The organism is Novosphingobium sp. (assembly GCF_049240505.1).
GTDB lineage: Bacteria > Pseudomonadota > Alphaproteobacteria > Sphingomonadales > Sphingomonadaceae > Novosphingobium.
In genome coordinates this window covers 1-21453 of record NZ_JBMLSM010000147.1, presented here as the reverse complement: position 1 = coordinate 21453, position 21453 = coordinate 1, and the positions used below count along the sequence as shown (strand labels likewise).

General features: G+C 62.0%; 16 protein-coding genes and 1 tRNA gene. 11 read left to right on the top strand and 6 right to left on the bottom strand.

All coding sequences use genetic code 11. From position 1 onward, the window contains the following. Nucleotides 1-320 precede the first annotated feature (320 nt). The 5 genes from ACOVQ0_RS12425 to ACOVQ0_RS12405 all read left to right on the top strand — a co-directional run bounded on the left by ACOVQ0_RS12425 (nt 321) and on the right by ACOVQ0_RS12405 (nt 6016). Nucleotides 321-1973 carry a carboxylesterase/lipase family protein gene (locus ACOVQ0_RS12425; RefSeq protein WP_421884899.1) on the top strand — a complete coding sequence of 551 codons (1653 nt, stop codon included), beginning with the start codon at nt 321-323 and terminating at the stop codon, nt 1971-1973. 35 nt (nt 1974-2008) lie between these two features. Further along, a complete protein-coding gene (locus ACOVQ0_RS12420; protein WP_421884897.1) occupies nt 2009-3874 on the top strand; it encodes a bifunctional sugar phosphate isomerase/epimerase/4-hydroxyphenylpyruvate dioxygenase family protein in 1866 nt (621 codons plus the stop codon). A gap of 63 nt (nt 3875-3937) precedes the next feature. After that, on the top strand, nt 3938-4606 hold the full coding sequence (locus ACOVQ0_RS12415) for a TetR family transcriptional regulator (RefSeq protein ID WP_421884895.1): 669 nt from the start codon (nt 3938-3940) through the stop codon (nt 4604-4606). Nucleotides 4607-4685: 79 nt separating this feature from the next. Next, nucleotides 4686-5684, top strand: a complete 999-nt coding sequence (locus ACOVQ0_RS12410; RefSeq protein WP_421884893.1) for an alpha/beta fold hydrolase — start codon at nt 4686-4688, stop codon at nt 5682-5684. Continuing rightward, entirely contained in the window at nt 5681-6016 is a 336-nt protein-coding gene (locus tag ACOVQ0_RS12405; protein ID WP_421884891.1) for a hypothetical protein, read from the top strand. Before ACOVQ0_RS12410 ends, ACOVQ0_RS12405 begins: the two co-directional genes overlap by 4 nt. A gap of 3 nt (nt 6017-6019) precedes the next feature. Here ACOVQ0_RS12405 and ACOVQ0_RS12400 read toward each other — a convergent pair whose 3' ends face one another. Both ACOVQ0_RS12400 and ACOVQ0_RS12395 read right to left on the bottom strand, forming a co-directional pair. Further along, the gene (locus ACOVQ0_RS12400; protein WP_421884889.1) at nt 6020-6928 is read right to left on the bottom strand and encodes a ThuA domain-containing protein; all 909 of its coding nucleotides are present in this window, start codon (nt 6926-6928) and stop codon (nt 6020-6022) included. Next, nucleotides 6925-8910: a pyrroloquinoline quinone-dependent dehydrogenase gene (locus ACOVQ0_RS12395; protein WP_421884887.1), complete on the bottom strand. Its 1986-nt coding sequence runs from the start codon at nt 8908-8910 to the stop codon at nt 6925-6927. The genes ACOVQ0_RS12400 and ACOVQ0_RS12395 overlap by 4 nt, the downstream gene beginning before the upstream one ends. 116 nt (nt 8911-9026) lie before the next feature. Between ACOVQ0_RS12395 and ACOVQ0_RS12390 the strand changes: the two genes are divergently transcribed. From ACOVQ0_RS12390 to ACOVQ0_RS12370, 5 genes are all read left to right on the top strand, one after another. After that, nucleotides 9027-9476: a type II 3-dehydroquinate dehydratase gene (locus ACOVQ0_RS12390; RefSeq protein WP_421884885.1), complete on the top strand. Its 450-nt coding sequence runs from the start codon at nt 9027-9029 to the stop codon at nt 9474-9476. Further along, nucleotides 9473-10738, top strand: coding sequence for an MFS transporter (locus ACOVQ0_RS12385; RefSeq protein WP_421884883.1), 1266 nt, complete (start codon nt 9473-9475; stop codon nt 10736-10738). Before ACOVQ0_RS12390 ends, ACOVQ0_RS12385 begins: the two co-directional genes overlap by 4 nt. 153 nt (nt 10739-10891) lie before the next feature. Further along, nucleotides 10892-13873: a TonB-dependent receptor domain-containing protein gene (locus tag ACOVQ0_RS12380; protein WP_421884881.1), complete on the top strand. Its 2982-nt coding sequence runs from the start codon at nt 10892-10894 to the stop codon at nt 13871-13873. A gap of 66 nt (nt 13874-13939) precedes the next feature. Next, nucleotides 13940-14842 (top strand): shikimate dehydrogenase, encoded by a 903-nt coding sequence (locus tag ACOVQ0_RS12375; protein ID WP_421884879.1) that lies wholly within the window; start codon nt 13940-13942, stop codon nt 14840-14842. 142 nt (nt 14843-14984) lie between these two features. After that, entirely contained in the window at nt 14985-15434 is a 450-nt protein-coding gene (locus ACOVQ0_RS12370) for an OmpA family protein (RefSeq protein WP_421884877.1), read from the top strand. Nucleotides 15435-15509: 75 nt separating this feature from the next. Here the strand turns inward: ACOVQ0_RS12370 and ACOVQ0_RS12365 are convergent. Together ACOVQ0_RS12365 and yghU are read right to left on the bottom strand one after the other, a co-directional pair. Then, a tRNA-Gln gene (locus ACOVQ0_RS12365) sits at nt 15510-15584 on the bottom strand. Between the two features lie 79 nt (nt 15585-15663). Next, complete coding sequence (gene yghU, locus ACOVQ0_RS12360) at nt 15664-16530, bottom strand: glutathione-dependent disulfide-bond oxidoreductase (protein ID WP_421884875.1); 867 nt, start codon at nt 16528-16530, stop codon at nt 15664-15666. A 92-nt stretch (nt 16531-16622) separates the two neighbouring features. Between yghU and ACOVQ0_RS12355 the strand changes: the two genes are divergently transcribed. Further along, nucleotides 16623-17639 carry a DNA topoisomerase IB gene (locus tag ACOVQ0_RS12355; protein ID WP_421884873.1) on the top strand — a complete coding sequence of 339 codons (1017 nt, stop codon included), beginning with the start codon at nt 16623-16625 and terminating at the stop codon, nt 17637-17639. A gap of 4 nt (nt 17640-17643) precedes the next feature. Here the strand turns inward: ACOVQ0_RS12355 and ACOVQ0_RS12350 are convergent, their stop codons facing one another. Together ACOVQ0_RS12350 and ACOVQ0_RS12345 are read right to left on the bottom strand one after the other, a co-directional pair. Beyond that, on the bottom strand, nt 17644-18999 hold the full coding sequence (locus tag ACOVQ0_RS12350; protein ID WP_421884901.1) for a peptidylprolyl isomerase: 1356 nt from the start codon (nt 18997-18999) through the stop codon (nt 17644-17646). Nucleotides 19000-19128: 129 nt separating this feature from the next. Next, complete coding sequence (locus ACOVQ0_RS12345; protein ID WP_421884871.1) at nt 19129-21396, bottom strand: LPS-assembly protein LptD; 2268 nt, start codon at nt 21394-21396, stop codon at nt 19129-19131. Nucleotides 21397-21453: the final 57 nt, after the last annotated feature.

The window sequence follows — 21453 nt, the reverse complement described above, 5'->3', positions numbered from 1 at the left end:
GCTCGTCAGGCTCATAACCTGAAGGTCGCAGGTTCAAATCCTGCCCCCGCAACCAAAATCAACAGCATAACAACCCCTCCAGCGCCGCCCCCCAAGGGCGGCGTCGACGTGCGTGGCTCACGCCGCCAGTGGCAATGACTGCCTCGTATGCGCGCCACAAAAAGGTTCGAGACTCCCTTCATAATGCAGGGCTCATTTCCTACAGCTAGATAATGTATGAACTAGATGGTTCATGAACTTGCTTTCCGGGACTGGATGAGTAAGCTCCTGATTGTTCGAGAGGCTGGCGTGATGGACCGGCCACGGCACGGGAGATTGGTATGAAGCGTATGCTTGTTGGACTGCTGGCAATTGTGCCCCTGGCTGTTCCTGCGTCCAGCGCAGAAGCCGACAAGTCTATGCAGCCTCTGCCTTCTGCGCCGATCGTGACCAGTAGCGGGAGAATTGCGGGGACGGCTTTGTCTTCGGGCGTGCAGGCGTGGTTAGGCGTTCCATTTGCGAAGCCACCGGTCGGCGAATTGCGCTGGGCAGTGCCCCAGCCTTCTATCTGGAGTGGGGTGTACAATGCTGACCGCAAAGGCGCGGCCTGCATTCAGGTACTTCGCCCCCATGATATCAACCACTATTTTGGCGAAGAGGCGACAGGCGAAGACTGTCTGACTATGAACATCTGGGCACCTGCAGGCACTGCTGTCGGTGCGAAGCGACCGGTGATCGTGTTCATCTATGGCGGTGGTTTCACCATAGGTTCGTCCGGCATGGCAAATTACGATGGCGAGGCCGTGGCGCGTGCGGGCGCGATCTTCGTGAATTTCAATTATCGCGTAGGGGCGCTGGGCTTTCTTGCGCACCCGGAGCTTACGGCTGAGCAGGGCGGCGCGTCGGGCAATTACGGTCTGATGGACCAGACGCTCGCGCTTAAATGGGTGCATGACAACATCGCTGCTTTCGGCGGCGATCCCGAAAAAATGCTGATCATGGGGCAGTCTGCAGGGGCGGGATCTGTGGCGGCGCAAGTGCAGTCGCCTGCCGCACGCGGGCTGTTTCGTGCGGCTGTGATGTCGAGCGGGTGCAGCCTGAGAGGTACGAAGATGACTTTGCCCGACGCTGAAAAGTTGGGTCTGGCCCTTCAGGAGCGGCTCGGCGCAAAAAGCCTTGCCGCGATGCGCAACATTCCAGCTGACCGCATTCTGGCGGCGCAATCGGAAAGCCAGCTTGGCCTTGCCGTTTCGGGTGTCCGCATTTCCGGGCCGATTGTGGACGGCAAAGTCCTGCCGCAACAGGCCGTCGAGGCGGTGGCATCGGGCAACTTTGCGAAAGTGCCGGTTATGGCCGGCTTCAACGAGGACGACATGGCGTTCGGCTTTTCGGCACTGACCGCAGCGCGAACCGTGGCAGACTACAATGCGGCGGCGAACCAGTTGTTCGGCGCGGACGCTGCTGCATTCCTGAAACTTTACCCTGCAAAGACTGATGCAGATGTGCCTGCAACTGCGCGCCGTGCTGCGCAGGATTCCGGCTTTGCCGCGAATGCCCGCACTTGCGCCAGTGATCTTGCGGCGAAGGGCGTGCCGGTGTGGATCAACGAATATGCGCGTCGCCACCCCTATGTGGCAGGGGTGAAGTTGGCCGATCAGGATACGACCACGGTGGGAGCCTATCACACGGCGGATATCCCATACTGGTTCGGCACGCAGGACAAGTACAATGCAATTCGTCCGACGCGACAGTGGACGGACTGGGATCGTACCCTGTCCAATCGCATGATGACGGCGCTGATCGCGATGGCCGAAACGGGAAGCCCGGACACGGTTGCCATGCCGTGGAAGCCGTGGAGCGTCAAGAACGACAGCCTGCTCTGGCTTGGTGATACGGTAGAGAAGAAAGCGTTCAACACCACCGGTCAGACATGGCTGGCCGCGCATAAGCCCGCAGCCACGAACGCGCCCCGACCAACCACGCCGCGCGATTGAACTTGAGCCATGTGTCTCTGCAACAGGAGTTCTCGGTGAAAAACGCGATTGCCTCCGTTTCGCTCAGCGGGACGCTTGAAGAGAAAATCCGTGCAGCCGCCGCTGCCGGGTTCGACGAAATCGAGATATTTGATGTCGATTTTCTCGCCTCGCCGCTTTCCGCGCGCGAGACGCGGGCGCTGATTGCGGACCTTGGGCTGACCTGTTCGCTCTATCAGCCTTTCCGCGATCTTGAAGGGATGCCCGAACCGCTGCGCGCGCGCGCTTTCGACCGGTTGAAGCAGAAGTTCGATGTTATGGCCGAACTGGGTTGCGACCGGTTGTTGATGTGCACAAACTGTTCACCGGCGGCATCGGGGGACCGACCGAGGATCGTGGCGGATCTGCGTGATGTGGGCGAACTTGCGCAGAGCCGGGGAATGCTCGTCGGGTATGAGGCACTCGCCTGGGCAGCGCATGTCTGGGATCATCGTGTGGCGTGGGATATCGTGCGCGAGGTGGATCACCCGAATTTCGGTATTCTGCTGGATAGTTTCCACTCGCTCGCCCGCGCCATTCCGGTGGAATCGATCCGCGATATCGATCCGGCGAAGATCGTTTATGTCCAACTGGCAGATGCGCCCGTGCTGGATATGAACAGGCTGTATTGGAGCCGCCATTTCCGCAATTTGCCGGGGCAGGGCGGGCTGGACGTGGAAGGCTTCGTTACCGAACTCTTCCGCATCGGGTATGCAGGGCCGCTGAGCCTGGAGATTTTCAACGACCGTTTCCGGTCCACGTCCGCTGCCCTTGTGGCGCGCGATGGCGTGCGTTCGCTGGACGCACTGCGCGATGCGGCTGCGCGGAATCTTGGGCAGGAGACGGCTATGCCTGCCAAGGCCGAGATTCTGGGCCTGGAGTTTGTGGAATTCGCGGTAGCCCCGGACGATCGCACAGCGATGGAAAGCGTCGTTGCCGAAATGGGTTTTGCGCGCGCTGGCAGGCACCGGACAAAGGACGTTGAACTTTGGCGCAGCGGTGTGACCAATCTTGTCCTGAATTTTGAAGAAGAGGGTTTTGCGCGCTCTTATCGGCTGACACATGGCAGTTCGCTTTGCGCCATCGGCCTTTCGGTGGCCGACAGCGCTCTGGCCATTCGCCGCGCGCAAGCACTTGGCGGGACACCGGAAGCCAGCGATATTCCATCGATGCCCGCAATTCGTGGCGTGGGCGGCAGTCTGGTTTACCTGCTGGATCAGGGCAGCGCCGATGCGATCTGGGAGAGCGAATTTGCGCTCGATCCTGCGCCGGTTGTGGCAGAAGAACTTGCAAGCGGCAGGATCGACGGTTTCGATCATCTGGCGGTGGTCGTGCACAATGATGAATTCCTGTCGTGGCAGCTTTATTGGCGTGCCCTGTTCGATGTGCAGGTGCAGGATGCGCAGGACGTGATCGATCCCAATGGGCTGGTCGTGAGTCAGGCGATCCAGAACCGGGCAGGCACATTCCGCCTGACAATGAATGCAACCGATGCACGCGATGCGCTGACATCGCGGTTCCTTAGCCAGACGTTTGGGGCCGGCTTCCAGCATATTGCCTTTTGCACAACCGATCTTGCGGCGTTGGCGCAGGATGTGCGGGGAAGGGGTATGGCGTGCCTGCCTATTCCGACGAATTATCAGGATGATGCTGCAGCCCGCTTTGGCCTCTCGGCAGAAGAGAGTGGGCAGATGCGCCAGCTTGATATTCTGGTGGACGAGGATGCGGCGGGCCATCGCTACCGCCAGTTCTACAGTCGCGCTTTCAACAAGAGCTTCTTTTTCGAATTCGTGGAGCGGGCCGGATATGAGGGGTATGGCGCAGCCAATGCGCCGATCCGCCTTGCCGCCCAATCGCGCTATCGTATCGACCCGGTGCCCTGACCGGCCGATCACGCGACCCGTGGCGGCTATTGCGCAAAGCGCAGGATCAGCCATAGAGGAGCCGTGATCGAAAGGGGTGCGGCATTGGCCGAAGGGATGAAAAAAGCCGGCAAACGGGCGCGCGAGGCTGCGGAAACCAAGGACAACATCCTGTTGGTTGCCACGCGTGAATTTGCCGACAAAGGTTTGGCGGGTGCGCGTATCGACGAGATTGCGGACAAGACCGCATCGTCAAAGCGGATGATCTACTACTATTTCGGCGGCAAGGACGAACTGTATCGCGCCGTGCTTGAGCGCGCATATGAACGCATCCGCGCGCAGGAACAGGACGCCCATTTCGAGAACCTGCCACCAGCAGAAGCACTGCGCGCGATCATCGGGCACAACTTCGACTATCACTTCGAAAATCCCGATTTCGTTAGACTGGTGATGAACGAGAACGTCCATCATGGTGAACACATCGCGCAGATTGCAAGCATGAAGCAGCGCAACCGCACGGTGATCGAATCGCTGGGAGCTATTCTTGAAAAGGGAGCGAAAGCAGGCGCGTTCCGGAACGGGATCGATCCGGTGGACCTGCATTCGATGATCAGCGCGCTGAGCTTTTATAGCGTGTCCAACCGCCATACCTTTCTGCACAACTTCGGCGTCGATTTTGCCGATCCCGTCGTGCGGGCGCGGCGGCGTGAACAGATCATTTCGTGCGTGCTGAGCTGGGTGGTGAAGGGCTGAGCCAACGGCCTGCGCTCGCTTGCGCGCGCGCCTACATTTGTGTACGAACTGGTTCGCAAAATATAATGCGGAGCAGGATATGCACACAAAGCTAAAGGCGGTCGCAGCCGTCTGCGCCATCGGACTTTTCGGGCTGACGACCGGGGCTGAAGCGCAGCGGACCTTTGCGGTGGCAGACCATCCCCTTTCCGACGATATTGATCCCGGCGCGGTGAAAACCTGGCACGATGGCGTAACGTCGCAAGCTGACGTGCGCTATGCCGCGATTTCCGGTTGGCGGCGGTTGACGCTCGATCTCTATATGCCGCCGAAGGATGCAGGGCCAAAGCCGCTGGTGCTTTACGTCCACGGCGGTGGATGGATGAACAGCGACAGCCGCCACTTCGGCGCGATCGCCGATCTTCCGGCGCTCTTTGCCAAACTGGCGGCAGAAGGCTTCGTCGTCGCCTCTATCGAATATCGCCACGGGCGCGAAGCGCGTTTCCCGGCTCAGGCGCAGGACGTGCGTTCGGCGCTGCGTTTCTTGAAAGCCAACGCGGCGCGGTTCGGCATCGACCCTTCGCGCACGGGCGCTATCGGGGGATCGGCAGGCGCACACCTTGCTGGATTGCTCTCGCTTTCGTGTGGCGACGCGCGTCTTGATCCCGAGAACAACAACGCACCTGCTGGCAGCGAATGCGTGCAGGCGTTCGTCGGGTGGTATGGCGTCTACGATGCAACCGCGCTGGCCGCAGAGCGTCCCACCGGGCGCGACGGCGCTATAGAGACGCTGCTGGGCTGCGATGGCACCTGCTCGCCCGACAAGCTGGCTCTGGTCAGCCCGACAACCTATCTCGACCGCTCCGACCCACCCACCCTGCTGATCCACGGAACAGAGGACAAGGTGGTCCCGGTCACGCAATCACGGCTGCTAGAAGCGCGAATGAAAGCGGCAGGTGTGCCGGTGGAGGCGCTTTATATTCCCGGTGTTGACCACAGTTTCATGGGAAAGACGCCTGCCGAAACGCGCGAGGCGACGCTCAAGGCCGTGAACGCCAGCTTCGATTTCCTGCACAAGCATTTGGACCGCGCCAAGTGAAGCGCCTGCCTTTTCTGGCCGCGCTACCGCTGGCCTTCGCCTTGCTGATCGAAGCGGCGCCGTCGCCTGCGCAGGATGGCGCTATGGCCGAACCGCTGGCCGATCCCGATCAGGTGCTTGCGGCTTTTGCACCGGGGCTGGGGCGCGAGGCGACGGCAGCGGCCTGTGGTGCGTGCCATTCACCCACGCTGATTACCGGCAAGAAGCTGAATGCCGAAGCGTGGGCGCAGACCGTGGACCAGATGATCGGGCGTGGGGCGGCGGTTGAGGACAAGGATTACGACGTGATCGTCGATTACCTTGTCCGCAACTACGGCCCGGCAAAGGAATAAGCGCTATTTCTTGAGCGTTATCTGGTGGGGGCGGGGCGTCTGTCCGCCGTTGATAGCCCACTTGATGGCTTCCAGCGTCATGGATCGCACGCGCGGATCGTCCCACGAGGCGTCGGTGTGGCCGAGGCCGGAATAGAACACGCGGCCCGCGCCGTAGGATTTGATCCATGCGACCGGGAAATCGCCATCGGTGCGGTGGACCATCGGGGCTTTCAGATCGACGCTCGATGTATCGATCCGGGCCAGCACATCTATCCTGTCGCGCGTGTAGGGCGCGGGACGCATCTGGTAGTGTTCGTCGCGAAAGACCATGCCGGTCTTCCATGTCTTCATTGCCGGAAAATCGGGCCGTTCGACAATGACTTTGGCATCGGTGATCATCCACGGATGGTTGTCGAACACGCCGCCCAGCATCTCGCCGTATTCGGGCCATGAATAGGCCGTGGCCGACGCGGTGTGAATGCCGATGAAGCCGTTGCCGTCCTTGGCGATGAAATCGAGGAGATCCTGCTTCTGTTCGGGCGTCATCGCGGTTTCGCCGTTGGTGTAGAACAGCACCGCGTCGAAATAGTCGAGGTTCTTGCCCCGCGCCTGGCTTCGCCCGCCCTTGGCGTAGTTGCCCTCGCCCCACGTTTCGCCCTTGGTCACCCAATCGGTATCGGTGCGGATGAAAGCCACATAGGCACCGGATTCGCGCCCCAACTGTTCGATTACCGAAACCGCATGGCTCACGGCCATGTGCGCAGACTGGTTGCCGGTTGAAAGGTCGGCCACGATCAGCAACCGCTTCTTGCCCGCATAAGCGTCCTGATAGCCGGGCGGTGGCTTGCGCTCGGCTTGTGGAGCGGGCGCAGTCGTCTGGCCCATCAGCATTCCCGCAAAGGCAAGCGTGGCAAAAGTGCGGCGGATCATCGGGCAGTCTCCGGCAGGGCAAAGGCGGTGATCGTGTCGGATGCGAGCGGGCTGTCCAGGAAAGAGCCGCCAGTGGCGGTGATCGCCACCATCTGCCGTCCCTGCGCATCGGCATAAGTCATCGGTGTGGCGTGCGCGGCGGCTTCAAGCCGTGTCTCCCACAGCAGCTTGCCCGTGGCAGTTTCATACGCTCGGAAGCGCGAATCGTCGGTCGCGCCGATGAAGGTGAGGCCGGTAGCGGTGGTGATCGCGCCGCCGATATTGGGCCGTCCGGTGTGCTTGACCGCATCGGGCAGTTCGTCGGTCACACCCAGAGGCACCTGCCACTTTATCGCGCCGGTCTTCACGTCTACGGCGCTGAGCCGTCCCCACGGCGGGGCCTGACAGAGCAGGCGAGTGCCTTCCAGCTTGAACCGCCCGCCCACAGGGCCGCGCTCATAGGGCAGCGCACCTTTCGACGGGACCAGCGCAGTAACCTGTCCAAGGTCGCTGGTGTTGACCAGCAGCAGGCCGCGCGCCGGGTCAAAAGCTGCGCCGCCCCAGTTCGCGCCGCCCTGAAGGCCGGGGAAGGAAATCGTCGCCTCGTTGAACCCGACCGGCACGTAAAGCGCACCGGGTTTCATTGCATGTTTAGTGATCCAATCAGTGCAGCCTTTTTGCAGTTCGGGCGTCAGATCCGCAATGTCGGCCATCGCAAACGTGGTCCGCGCCAGTGGCGGTGTGGCAAGCGGGATGGGTTGCGTGGGCGAAGCCTGTTCACCGGGCACAGCGCTTGGCGGCACCGGCTTTTCCGCCACGGGCAGCAGCGGTTTGCCGGTTACCCGGTCGAGCACGAAGAGCAGCCCGTTTTTCGATACCACGGCAACCGCCGGGCGCTTGCGACCATTCCTGCCCGTCCAGTCGAACAGCAGCGGCGGGGCCTGCAGGTCGTTGTCCCAGATATCGTGGCGCACCACCTGAAAATGCCAGAGGTACTTGCCCGTGCGCGCATCTGCTGCAACCAGTGATGTGCCATAGAGATTGTCGCCCTTGCGATCCCCGCCATAGCGATCGAAAGCCGGAGCGCCGAATGGCATGTAAACAATGCCGCGCGCCTGATCGACAGTGAGGAAGCCCCAGGCGTTGACGCCTGACCGGCGCTCCGCACTGCCCGCCTGCCATGTTTCATACCCGCGTTCACCCTTGCGCGGGACCGAATGGAACGTCCACACCAGCTTGCCCGTGCGCACGTCCCACGCCCGCACATCGCCCGCCGCGCCTTGCGGCGGAAATTCCTGAACAGCCGATCCTGCGATCACCAGATTGCCGAAAACGATTGGCGGGCTGGTCATGCCATAGAAGCGGGTTTCCGCTCCTTGCATCACTTCCGGCGTCTTCATGTCGACGATGCCGCCACTACCAAACCCTTCGGAAAAACGCCCCGTGGCGGCATCAAGCGCGATCAGGCGGCCATCGCGCGTGCCGAACACGATACGCGGCGGCAATGTGCCATCGCCCGGCCAGTATTCGACACCGCGCAGGCTGGGTTGGCCCGGCCCTGCAATCGCGGTGGCCCAAAGTTCCTTGCCCGTGGTGGGATCAAGCGCCACGACCCGGCCATAGGGCGTGCTGACGAACATGCGCCCGCCCACTACCAATGGCGTCACCTGCGATCCGGCAAAGCGGTTGCGCACGGCGCGAGGAGGGGCAGTTGTGGTGGCTGGCGGCGAGGCGGCCACGCCTTCGGCAATGCGCTGCGCATCGGCATTGGCATTGGCATTGGCATCTGTTGAGGACGCCGATGCTTCGGGCCGCATGTGATAGACCCATGCAGGCCTTAGCGCGGTGACATTGGCCGGGGTAATCTGGCGCAGCGGAGAGTGGCGCTGGCCGCCCTTGTCACGCCCGTATGTCGCCCAATCGCCGTCGGCGGATTTTGGCGGCGCGGCAAGCGCGCTTCCCGAAAGCAGCGCAAGCCCGATTATCAGGTGGCGTGGCGGCACGAAGAGTCTCCCAATTAATTTTATGGACTAGTTCGTACATAAAGGTTCCCTTCGCTACAAGCTTTGGTTACAAGGGGCTAAGGCCATCAGGCCAACAAAGAGCTTCCGGGGGAGCGATGGGAAAGACGATACTGGTCCTCAACGGGCCAAACCTGAACCTGCTGGGCGAACGCGAACCGCAGATCTACGGCCACGATACGCTCGCCGATGTCGAGGCGATGTGCCGCGATGCGGCCACGGCGGCGGGCTACGATATCGATTTCCGCCAGACCAACGCCGAACATGAAATGGTCGACTGGCTTCAGCAGGGCCGCAAAGGGTTGGCAGGGATTGTCATCAATCCGGCGGCTTTCACGTATGCGGCCTATCCGGTGCTCGATGCGCTCAAGCTGGTCGATTGCCCGGTGGTCGAAGTGCATATCTCCAATATTCACCGGCGCGAAGCGGAGTGGCGTTCACGCTCGATCATGACGCAGGTGGTAACGGGGATCGTGTCCGGCCTGGGCGTTCATGGCTATCCGCTGGCTGTCCAGCATCTGATCTGGCGGCTGGAGCGCAGCGCATGAAACCGACACGTGCCCGCTTCGGCATCCTCATCCTGATCAGCACGGCAACGTTGATCAATTATCTCGATCGTTCGGTCATGGGCGTGGCCAAGCCCGCACTCGTTGCCGAACTGCAGATCTCGCCCGAAGTCATGGGGCTGATCTTCTCGGCCTTTTCGTGGACTTATGCGCTGGCGCAGATTCCCGGTGGCTTCGTGATCGACAAACTGGGCACCCGTCTGACCTATGCCCTGTCGTTGGGCCTGTGGTCGCTGGCCACCGCAATCCACGGCTTCATGACCAGCGTGGCCGGGCTGGTATCAGCACGCCTTGCGTTGGGCATTGCTGAAGCGCCGTGCTTCCCGGCCAACTCTCGCGTGCTGTCCACATGGTTTCCGCAGCAGGAGCGGGCAAAGGCCACCGGCGTATATACCGTGGGAGAATATATCGGTCTTGGCTTCCTTATCCCCGTGCTGGCGTGGATCATGGGCGAGTTCGGTTGGCGTTCGCTGTTCTGGATCGTCGGCGGGATGGGCGTCATCTTCGCCTTCATCTTTCACGCCCTCTACCGTGAACCCAACGAAAGTCCGAAAGCCAATCAGGCCGAGCGTGATCTGATCGCTGCGGGCGGCGGGTTCTCTGCCGGTGCGCCCAGCCTGCCGTTCTCGTGGGCGCGGGTTCGTCGTCTCGTGACCACGCGGCAGATCGCGGGGGCCTCAATCGGCCAGTTCTGCAGCAATTCCACCCTGGTCTTCTTTCTCACCTGGTTTCCCAGCTATCTGGCAGAGGAACGGGGGATGGACTTCATCAAGTCCGGTTTCATGGTCTCCCTGCCTTATCTTGGTGCGTCGGTGGGCGTGATGGTCGGCGGGATCGTTTCGGATTGGCTGATCAAGCGCACCGGTTCGCCCAGCATCGGTCGCAAGGCTCCGATCATTGTCGGTCTGCTGCTCTGCGCGTCGATGATCTCTGCCAACTTCCTTGAAAGCAACGCGGCGGTGATTGCCATCATGTCTGTGGCGTTCTTCGGCCAAGGCCTTGCCGGATTGGGCTGGACCTTGCTGTCCGATGTCGCGCCAAAGGAGATGATGGGACTGACCGGCGGCCTGTTCAATTTCTTCACCAACCTTGCCGGGATAGTCACCCCATTGGTGGTCGGATTTGTGGTCGGCGCGACAGGCAGTTTCTATGGCGCGCTGGCCTATATCGGCGCTTTGGGCATCGTCGGGGCCTTGGCCTACCTGTTCCTGCTCGGCCCGGTAGAGCGCGTGACCATCGACTGATCACACGCCAAGTGCGCGACCAGAAGGTGTGGTGGCGCGAATGCGGCATCATCTGGCATTGACATGTACTAACTAGTTCACATAACGATATCGACAACGGATTCGCTCTTTCCCGGAGCGCAATTCCACCGAACAAACAGGGAGGGGATTATCATGATGAAGTATCGCCTTGCGGCGTGCAGTTCCGCGCTCGCACTTTCGCTCAGCTTTGCCAGCGCCGCTGTCGCCCAGTCGGCTGCGCCGCAAGATGCGCAGGCTGAAGAAAATGGCCCGACGAATGAGCAGATCGTCGTCACCGGCTCCAGCATCAAGGGCGTGGCTCCGGTCGGCTCGAACCTGATCAGCGTCACTTCCGAATCCATCGAAAAGACCAACGCCCAGTCGGTGCAGCAGATTCTGCGCTCGGTTCCGGCCGTGGTCGGCCTTGGCAGCGCGGGGCAGGGATCGTTCGGTTCGGCCAGCCAGTCGGGCACCAATGCGCCGACCATTCACGGCCTCGGCGCTTCGGCGTCCAACTCCACGCTCAATATCATTGACGGGCACCGCATCCCGCTTTCGGGTGTGAACCATGCGCTGGGCGATCCCAACATGGTTCCGCCGAACATGATCGAGCGCGTCGAAGTGCTGCCCGAAGGTGCCTCGTCGGTCTATGGCTCGGATGCGGTTGCAGGCGTGATCAACTTTATCACACGCCGCCGGTTCGATGGCGTGCAGGTCAACGGGCAGATGGGCTTTGCCGACGATTACCGCACCCGCCAGCTTGGCGTCGTTGTCGGCCATAGCTGGGATTCCGGCTGGCTGACCGCCGGTTACAACTATTCTGATCGTGATGCCCTGCGCGTGGCGGACCGCGATTTCCTCGCTTCCGATCACCGCCAGCACGCGATTGACGCAGGCTTGGACCTGTCCACCACCACGGCGCAGAACCGCGCGAACCTTGCCTCGTTCAACTGCGATCCCGCTTCGGTCCAGCCCGGCGGCACCACGTCTATCTTCCGTTACAACGCGGCTACGGGAACCTATGGCAACCCGGTTTCGAACGCGGCTGCCAATGCGTTCTGCGATATTAACCAGAACGTCGATCAGATCCCGCGCGAACGTCGCCACAATCTGCTGGTCAAGGCTGAGCAGGAAGTGGGCGACCGGCTGACCGTGAACGCCGATGTGCTCTATTCCAACCGCAACAACCTGCAGCGCGTTTCGCGCGGCACGGCGGGCTTCGGTGGCGGTGCAGTGCTGGCAACAGTGTTCGGACCGGGCAACACTTCGGTGGGCGCAGGCCAGATCAACCCGTTCTATGTCGCCATGCCGGGGCAGACCTCGACCACGCAGCAGGTGCGCTTTTCGGGTGACGAACTGTTTGGCCCCGGTGCCCAGATCGAATCCGGTGAAGAGCATTACTTCGTTAACGCCAAGGCCGACTACAAGCTCTCCGATTCCTGGAGCGTGACCGCCGGTGCCACCGTTGGCGCATCAAACAGCTTCGTGCGCGATACGGGCCGCCTCAACATTTCGGCAGCGCTGCTCGCGCTCAACGGCACCACCAACCAGTCGGGCAGCCTGACCACGCTTTCGGTCCCCGCGACCGGCCTGATCGTGACCCAGCTTCCGCTGACCACTGCCAACGCGCTCGATGTGTGGAACACCGGCGCGGCCAACCGCACTTCGGCAGCGGTGCGCGCGCGCCTGACCGATACGACCACCTATCGTCACACCCGCCAGACCATGCAGAACTATCGCCTGCAGCTTGGGGGTGATCTGTTTGCCCTGCCGGGCGGCGCTGCCAAGCTGGCGCTGGGCGGCGAATATATTGCCTACACGATCCGCCAGAACGTTTCGCAGCCGCTGGGCATTGGCCCGGCCAGCACTGGATCGTCGACCATCAACCTCGATTACGATCGCAACGTGAAGGCGGCTTACGCGGAAATCCTGCTTCCGCTCGTCTCTCCCGATATGGACGTGCCGCTGGTTCATGCGTTCGATATCAACTTTGCCGGTCGCGTTGACGATTATTCGGACTTCGGCTCCACCACCAACCCCAAGATAGCGGCCAACTGGGAAGTGGTCGAAGGGCTGAAAATTCGCGGCAACTGGTCGAAGTCGTTCGTGGCACCGGCGCTCACCAGCTTCGGCGCGGATGGTCGTGGCACCACGGCGGAAACCAGCATTGCAGGCGGCCCGGCCAACCTTGCCGTGCCGATCGCAGCCTATCCGGGCGTGACCAGCATACCGGGCGTCTCGTGCAATGCCACCACGTGCACCATCGGCACGCCCTCCATTCAGGGCTTGCAGATCAATGGCGGCAATAACGAACTCGTCCCGCAGCGTGGCACCAGCTGGTCGTTCGGCGTAGATTTCACGCCCACGTTTGCGCCTGGCCTGCGCCTCTCCGCCACGTTCTGGCATAACGAGTTCACCGGGGGCGTCACCGCTCCGCTGCCCGGCTCGGCGGTGAACATCGCAGGGTTGCAGAACCTGCTGACGATCTATCCCACCGGAGCCACTCCGGCGCAGATCGCCAGCATCGTGGGCACCCGTCCGCTAACCACGTCCATCCCCAACACGACCTACTACGTTTTCGACTTCCGCCAGCGGAACATCCTGAACCTTGAGGTCGAAGGCATCGACGCCGATGCCCGGTTCAGCCGTGGCACGGATTGGGGCAGCTTCACGCTCGGCGCGGCGATGTCGCTCAAGACCCGGTTCGACCAGAACTTCGGCGGCGGCACGACCTTCTCGGTGCTGAACACCACCGGCTTCAACGGCACGTTCCCGTCGGTTCGGCTTGATCTGCGCGGCGATGTGGGCGTGACCTACGGTCCGGTTTCGGCCACGGTCTTCTTCAACCACACCGGCGGCTATCGCAACTGGTCGGCCACGGCGATCAATCCGGTCGTCTCGGTCGGCGGCGTGCCCACTGGCGAGGGCGGCGATCCGGTCAAGGCGCTGACCACGGTTGATTTCCACCTTGCGTGGGATTTGCCCAAGTCGATGGCGGAATCGCAGGTCTATGTCGACGTGCAGAACGTGTTCAACACAAAGCCGCCGTTCTATAACGCGGTGCAGGGCTTCGATACCTTCGCGGGCAATCCGTTGCTCCGCGTGGTGTCGGTCGGCTTCCGCACCAAGTTCTGATGATCCACCCTTGTCTGCCCCGGTTTCGCGCCGGGGCAGACCTTTTCACCGGATAGGCCACTGCTCTTGACCCCCGCCTTACGTTCAAATCCCATTCGCGCAGGCCGCATTCTGGCGGGTCTGCTGGGGCGGGGCATACTGGAATCACGCACGCCCTGGTTGCAGGAACAGGAAGCCGAAGCGCACGGGCTGCGGATGGTCTATTCGCTGTTCGATTTCACCGATCGCGGCTGGGCCGACAGCGATCTGGAAGAGATCGTTGCCGCCACACAGCGGCTTGGCTTTGCAGGCCTGAACGTCACCTATCCGTTCAAGCAGGCGGTCATCCCCTTTCTGGACGGCCTTTCCGATGCCGCTGCGGGGATCGGCGCGGTCAACACGATCGCTTTCGCGGATGGCAAACGCATCGGGCACAACACCGATGTCACCGGCTTTGCCGCCGGTTTTCAGCGAGGCTTTGGCGGCACTGCCCCCGGCAAGGTGCTCCAACTCGGCTGCGGCGGAGCGGGATCTGCCACCGCTCACGCCCTGCTGGGGCTGCTTGATGCCGAGCAGATCGTCCTGTTCGATCCCGACCCTGCCCGCGTAGAGGCGCTGCGCGCCCCTCTCGCAGCCCGCTTTGGCGCCGAGAGGCTGGCCGTCACCACCGACCCGGTCGCCGCCGCGCGTCACGCCGATGGCATTCTCAACGCCAGCCCTGTCGGCATGACCAAGTTGCCCGGAATGCCCATCGCCGTCGATGCGATAGCGCCGCGCCACTGGATTGCGGACATCATCTATTTCCCGCTCGAAACCGCCTTTCTTGCCGAAGCGCGGCGCAAGGGCTGCCGCACGCTGGATGGCAGTGGCATGGCTGTGCATCAGGCGGTTGATGCTTTCGCGATCTTTACTGGCTGCACCCCCGACCCGGAACGTATGCGCGCCAGCTTCTTTGCCTTCGCAGCCGAAAACGGCGCGATGCCGGAATAGGCACCCGCTTTCTGAAACCATTGCCAAGCGTCGGGTTGACCGCCGAGGTGCATTCGGGAATTGTATCCCGACGGCGCGATGGGGGGCATGACGACAGGCTATGATTTGGCGAGCTGCTCTTGCGTCGGCTGCAATGTTGCTTTTGGCAAGCGGACCCGTTCATGCCCAATCGGCGGTGCGGATCGAGGCAGGCGCGCTGGTCTTGCCTGCACCGGTCCGATTTGAATCCGGCACCGATGTTCTGGCCAAGGGAAGCGATGAAGGCCTTTCCCAAGTCGCACAGTTCCTTGCCGAGAAGAGCTATATCTCACTGCTGCGGATAGAAACCAACGCATCGATGCTGCCCGACCGCGATGCAAACCTCACGCTGGGAGCAGCGCGTGCAAAGCGGCTGTCAGCGTGGTTCGAGGCGCATGGCATTGACTGCAAGCGCTTGATTCTTGTTACCTTCGGACAGGACAAGCCCGTAGCTGCCGGACGCAGCGAAGAAAACGAGCGTGTGGAATTCCGCCCCGCCAAATTGCGCGGACTGGCCATCGGCGGGATGCCGGTGGACGGCGGCGGAATGGTGGTCCAGCCTCCCTGCCCATGATGACCGCTGCGTGGGAAACGGTGCATTTGCGCAACAGGCTTTGATCCTGGGCTATCTGTCGCACTGACCGTCTGCTGGCTGGGGCGGCAGGATTCGAACCTGCGAATGCCGGTACCAAAAACCGGTGCCTTACCACTTGGCGACGCCCCAGCAGAGCGGGCGCTTATAGCGTGGCTTGCGCGGATGAAAAGGGGTGACGCGGTGCTTTTGCATCACCCCTGTGCATTGATCAAAATCCCTTGACGATGCCTTTCAGCGCCTCGGGCGGCAGGGCATCGAAATCGCTGGCGTCGTGGCGTTCGGCAAGGCCTTTGCTGGAGTTCACCAGCCGTCCGCGCAGCACGCCGGGCCGCGCGTCGATCTCGCCCACCCAGCGGCCCACGTGTTCGTATTCGTGCATTGAAAGGAAGGTGGCTGCTTCGCCATAGGCTTCACCGCGATAGAGATTGCCGAACCAGGTGTAGGTGGCGATATCGGCAATGGTATAGTCGTCACCGGCAAGGAAACGGCTGTCCGCAAGACGGCGATTGGCCACGTCGAACAGGCGCTTGGTTTCCATTGCATAGCGGTCGATCGCATATTCGATCTTGAACGGCGCATAGTTGTAGAAATGGCCGAAACCGCCGCCGACAAACGGTGCGCTACCCACCTGCCAGAACAGCCAGGACAGGCATTCTGCCCGCGCCGCGCCAGACGAGGGCAGGAAAACCCCGAACTTTTCAGCAAGGTGCATCAGGATCGCGCCCGATTCGAACACGCGGAACGGTTCGGCGCCAGACCGGTCGACCATTGCCGGGATCTTGGAATTGGGGTTGATGTCCACGAAGCCGCTGGTGAACTGATCGCCTTCGAAGATCTTGATAAGCCAGGCGTCGTATTCCGCCTCGGCGATGCCCAGCTGGAGCAGTTCTTCCAGCATGATCGTGGCCTTCTGGCCGTTGGGTGTGCCCAGCGAATAGATCTGGAACGGATGCTTGCCCACCGGCAGTTCACGCTCGCTCGTCGGCCCGGCAATGGGGCGGTTTACGCTGGCAAAGGCGCCGCCATTGGCCTTGTCCCAGGTCCAGACCTTGGGGGGGACGTATTCTTCCGACATCGCTTGGCTCCTTCGAACAATTGTTAGTGTTGCATACTATATTGCGACGCCCTGCGCGGAACCGCAAGGCCCCTCGGCCCGTTCGTCGCTGCATGAACAGCAAAGCCGCAAAACTCGTGCATGTCGATGACAGTCTGCCCGGCGTCACGCGGCGGCGATGTGGCAAGGGCTGGGCCTATTTCGACGCGAAAGGCGCCCGCATTGCAGATCGGGCAGAAATTGCGCGGCTCAATGCCATTGCCCTGCCACCGGCCTATGTCGATGCGTGGTTCTGTCCAGCACCCAACGGGCACATCCTTGCCACGGGCGTCGATGCCAAAGGGCGCAAGCAATATCGCTATCACCCGGATTTCCGCACCGCGCGCGAAGGCGAAAAGTTCGATTCCTGCGCGATGTTCGGTCGGCTCCTGCCCTTGGTGCGGGCGCGCGTGGATGAAGAACTGGCGCGCCGCACGCTGTCGCGCGAACGCTGCATCGCCAGCGTGGTGCGCCTGCTCGATACCGGCGGCATTCGCGTGGGGAATGAGGCCTATGCCCGCAGCAACCGCAGCTTCGGCGCAACCACGCTGCGGATGCGCCATGCGGCGGTGAATGGGCATGTGCTGCGCCTGCGCTTCCGCGCCAAATCGGGCAAGGAGCGCGAGATGCGCGTGACCGATCGCGGATTGGTCCGTTTTGTCCGCAAGATGCAGGATCTGCCGGGGCAGAACCTGTTCCAGTATATGGCCGATGATGGCTGCGCGGTGCCCGTCGGCTCAGCCGATGTGAACGATTGGCTGTGCGAAGTGATGGGCGAGCATTTCACCGCCAAGCATTTCCGCACATGGCACGCCAGCGTGATGGCGTTCGATCTGCTGGCGGCGGGGCAGGGCAAGGTGCCGTTGAAAGCATTGCTCACCCATGTTTCAGACCAACTTGGCAATACCCCCGCAATTGCGCGCAAAAGCTATGTCCATCCCGCCGTGCTCAATCTGGTCCCGCAGCAGGAGCAATGGCGCGAGGAGATGATTCTGCCACGCGCCACGCGCTGGCTTTCGCGCCACGAACGCGGACTGATCGAACTGCTGGAAGATGGTCCGGCGGCGGCAGACCTGCTCGCAGCCGGATAGAACATCAATTGTATTCGATAACCGCATCGCGGCGAAGGTCGCGCAGATAGGTTTGCGCGCGCTTGTTCACGCGGTCGTCCTCGATCTGGGCCATCATCTCGTCAAAGCTCGGACCGCTCGCCACTTGCGGATCGTCGCGCCCGCACAGCATCAGCACGCGCACGCCTTCCTCGATCGATCCGAAGGGGGGCGTGGTCTGGCCCACAGGCAGGTTCAGCAGAGTTTCCTGCAAAGCGCCGGGCAGATCGCGTGCCTTGATCTGATCGTTGGCAACGACGGTTGCCCCGATCTTTCCGGCTTGCGCTTCGGCATCGCCGCAGCCCTTGATTGCCTTTACCGTTGCGGCAAATTCGGCTGCGCGTTTGGTCGCCTGATCGTTGGTCGTGCCCTTGGGGAACTCGATCGAAATCTGCTTGAGGCTGAGCAAGGCATCGCGCGGGTCGGCGGTCAGCACCTGACGCTTGTCGATCAGATAGAGGATCGAGAAGCCGCCGCGAATTTCGACAGGCCCGGCCAGTTGGCCCGGTGCCATTGTGCCCGCTGCGGTCGCCAGCTCGGCAGGAAGCTGTGCCAGCCTGATCCAGCCCAGATCGCCGCCAACGGCAGCGGTGGAGGCCTGGGAGTACTGGCGGGCATAGGCAACGAAGCTGCCGCCCTGCTTCAGTTGCTCGACGATCTTTTCAGCGTTGGCAAAGACCTGCGCCTTGTTCACGTCCGTCGCGGCAAGGAAGATTTCGCCGATGCGATATTCGTCGGTGCCTTTGGATGCCTGCAGGCGTTGGATCATTTCCTGCACTTCGCCTTCCGACACGTTGACGAAAGGCTGCACGTTGCGACGCAGCAGGTTCTGCCATGCCAGTTCGCCCCGGATCTGCCGTTTGAGCGAGGCGGAGGAAGATCCGATACGCGCGAGATAGGCTTCCATTGCCTCAGGCGATTGTCCGAAGTTCTGCGTGGCCACGCGCTCATACGTCGCTTCGACCTGTGCGTCGTCGGCAGGTACGTCCGAAGCCTTCGCTTCCTGAATCTGCAGTGTTTCGTCGATCAGGTTGCGCAGCACCTGCATCCGCAGGCGCTCCTTCTCTTCCGCATCGATCTTGCCGCCATTGGCCGATACGATCAGCGCCAGCCGCTGCTCAACATCGGTCCCGGTCACGATTTCGCCATTGATGATCGCAGTGGCGCGGCGCACGTTCGGATCGTTCGTGCCGAACATCGTCGGGTTTTCGGGGATGTTGAGCTGCGCATTGGCACCTTGCGCCAGCACAGGCGCGGCGGTCAGCGCGAAGGCGGCCAGAGACATCGACGAAGCACCGACTGCGCGCTTGAGCGTCTGGCGGGTAATGGTCAGCTTAGGCATCATGCTTGGATACTGGTCCTGTCGAACGGGCGCGTCTGAGGCAGCCTCGGGCTTTTGCGGCTTCTGGCCTTGCGCGGCTTAACCAAAGCTGAGTGGCGCATCGGACACAAAAGGGCAAGAGAGCAGGCTCTACTTCACCCCGAGGTTCTTGAGAGAGAGCGAAATCTGGAACGAGTTGCCGCGCACAGCGTCACCGATGTTCACGTAATCGCGCCGCCAGGTGAACGACAGGTCGAGGCAATCGTCGGTATAGGCCACGCCCAGACGGTGCCGCAGCATCTGGTAACCATCGGAACTCAGAGTTGGGTCTTCGTCGCGGTTGGTCAGGTTGACGATGGCTGATCCGAACACGGAAAACGCGCGCGTGATCGGCGTGCGCACGGCAAAGCGGAGTTCCTCGCGATCCTGCAGATCCTCGAACGTGCTGGCAATATCGCGGTTGAGCCGCAGATAACCCACTTCCACATACCGGCGATGGTCGCCCACCGTCGCGTCGAACTCGTTGCGGCGCAGCGCAAGGCTGTCCTTGTCCAGCCGGAAGCGATGCGTGAACTTCACGATATCGTCAAAACGCACCACTGTGCGCCCCACATAGTCGGACGCGCGGTTCGTCAGCCCGGTGCCATCGGGCAGAAGCGTGTTCTGATTGGACAGGCGATAGCTTTGCCCCACCGTGGTCATGATCTTCAGCCCCGACCGCTGGAACGTCCAGTCGAACCCATAGGTAAAGCGCACCCCGTCCTCGATCCGGTCATAGCCCGGAAAGCGGTTGAGCGAGAACAGGTTGGTATCTTCCAGATCGACCGAGCGCGAATCCTCGTTCGGAATCTCGAAATTGCGCACGTTGGGGCTGGCGACAACCTGCACGCGCGGCGTCAGCACTTGCGTGCCGCCGAACACCTCGCCCACGAACGGCCACTTCACGTCCACCGCGGCCGTGGCGATGCCGCGCGTCTGCCACCCGGCCAGTCCGCGATAGACTGCCGTCGTGGTCAGGTCGTTCTCGGCGCTATGATAGACATCGGCGCGGGCAAGGCCGGTCAGCGTCACTTCCTGACCCATCCCGGTGATCGTGCGCAGATCCCACTGCGCCTTGGCAAAGGCGCGCTGGCTGTCCTGCCCCGCTGTGCGCACGATGGCGAGGCTGTTTGCCTGCAACTCGAACCGTCCGGGCACGCCGTCGAACGTCAGGCGGCGGCGATAGTCGACCACCGGCAGCGCCAGCGGCACCATGCCCTGCGGATCGTTCACCCGCACCGTCTGCGTCACCCACCCTGCCAGCGAGAAATAGCTGTCGTCGTCGATCCGCTCCAGATTGAGCGAGGAGCGCAGCCGGTCATCGCGGCTGATATCATAGCGGCGCAGGAACGTGCGGTCCGATGCCAGGCGCCCGTGCCCGGTAATGCTCCATTCGGGCGAGAACTGCAGCTTGCCGTTCGCCTCGATATAACCGCGCCAGCGTTGTTGGCCCACGGTCGTCTCGGTCAACGATGTGCCGAGCGGAATGCGCCCCGATCGCGTGGCATAGCCGGTGATCTGAAACGCGCCGAGGTTCGTCAGATGCCGGTACTTGCCCGTCAGCATCGGTAGCGATCCCGTGTAGAACGTGCCGGTCAGCGCCAGATCGCGGTTGTCGGCAATGCGCCAGTACCACGTCTCGCTGATTTCCGCGCCGTTGGCCGCGCCCAGCCGGAAGTCGGGGATCAGCAGGCCGGTTTCCGCGCGGAAGTCCGACGTATGGCCAAGCCCCGGCAGCGGCAGCACCGGAATGCCGAACATCCGCAGCGTCGCGCCCTTGTATTTGACGCGCTTTTCCTTCGCATCGAAATAGACGCGCGCCGCCGTCACTTCCCAGCTCGGCTTTTTGGGGCAGCCCTTGTCGTCTTCCACCGCGCAGCCAGAATAGGCGGCGTTTTCCAGCGTCATGTTGCCGAATTCGTCGCGCGTGCCGCGTTCCGCCGCCAGCCTGCCGCCCGTGCGCAGCACCACCAGCAGATCCTCGATCGCGCCTGCCTTGAACTCGTCGGTCAGTTCGACCTGATCGGTGTAGACGACGTTCCCGTCATCATCGACAAATCGGATATTGCCATTGGCAAGGATCTGGCCGGTGGTCCGGTCCCACGTCACATTGTCGGCGCGCACCGTCTGCGTATCGTGGCGCAGCACCACGTTGCCGTCGGCAAAGACCTTTTCGTTATTGCTGTCATAGCGAACCTTGTCCGCTTCGAACCGCACCACATCGTCGACCGACGATTCCTCTCCGGGTGGCGATGCCATCGGCGCTTCCTGCGCAAGGGCAGGGCACGCGGCCAGCGCGATGAGGGAAGGGGCGGCCAAACGCGCAAGGCGCAAGCGACGATAAGGGGCTTGCGGCTGCGGCCGCCGGGCGGGTTGCATGAGCTTGCCTATCGCACCAGTGCACCCTAACTGCAATTCCACAATTTCCGCTTCCCG